This is a genomic window from Arthrobacter sp. B0316-5-4, assembly GCF_059090325.1.
The window spans coordinates 1-578 of record NZ_JBNHFN010000022.1; the positions used below are offsets into that span (position 1 = coordinate 1).

Sequence of the window (578 nt, forward strand, 5' to 3'; positions counted from 1 at the left end):
GGAGGCGATGAGATACCAAACGCCGCCGGTAGTCGCGGCGCAGTAGAGGCCGTATACAAGGAAGCCGGTCCCCAATAGCGCCCAGATCAGCGCTGCGTTCTTCTTGTCCATGGCCCCAGCCTAAAGGACCAAAGACTAGAACGGACCTTCGCTGCGCTTCGGCCTGTAGAAGCATTTTTTGCCTTACATGTGGCTGGGGTGTTCTCCGTACAAGGCCACTGACCGTAGCCGTCCGGGGGCCCGACCCGTCAACCCACGCAACCGGGCAATCCCACGCGGTCGCTGCGCTCCCTTACTTCGCGGGATTCCCCGGTCACTCTTCGGGGTTGACGGCCCACCCTCGACCGGCTGGACCAGTGGGGGCCTCGCACGGCGGGGCAGGAAGGAGGTGGCTACATGAGCATCGACGAAGCGATCAAGCTCGCGACTTCGGTCGTGAGCTTGATGACAGCTGTCATCGCTCTACTCTCCATACGGAACGCGCGCCTAAAGAGCAAACCCTCCCGAGCTGCAACTCGGAAGCGGAAGCGTAACAAGGAAGTAGGTGTAGCTACGAAACCCGGTGGTCGTGACCGCTT

General features: G+C 61.4%; 1 protein-coding gene. It reads left to right on the forward strand.

The features are described 5' to 3' along the window. Window positions 1-396: 396 nt before the first annotated feature. The coding region (locus AC5RU9_RS21295; RefSeq protein WP_494018073.1) for a hypothetical protein at window positions 397-578 on the forward strand (182 nt) is incomplete at its 3' end.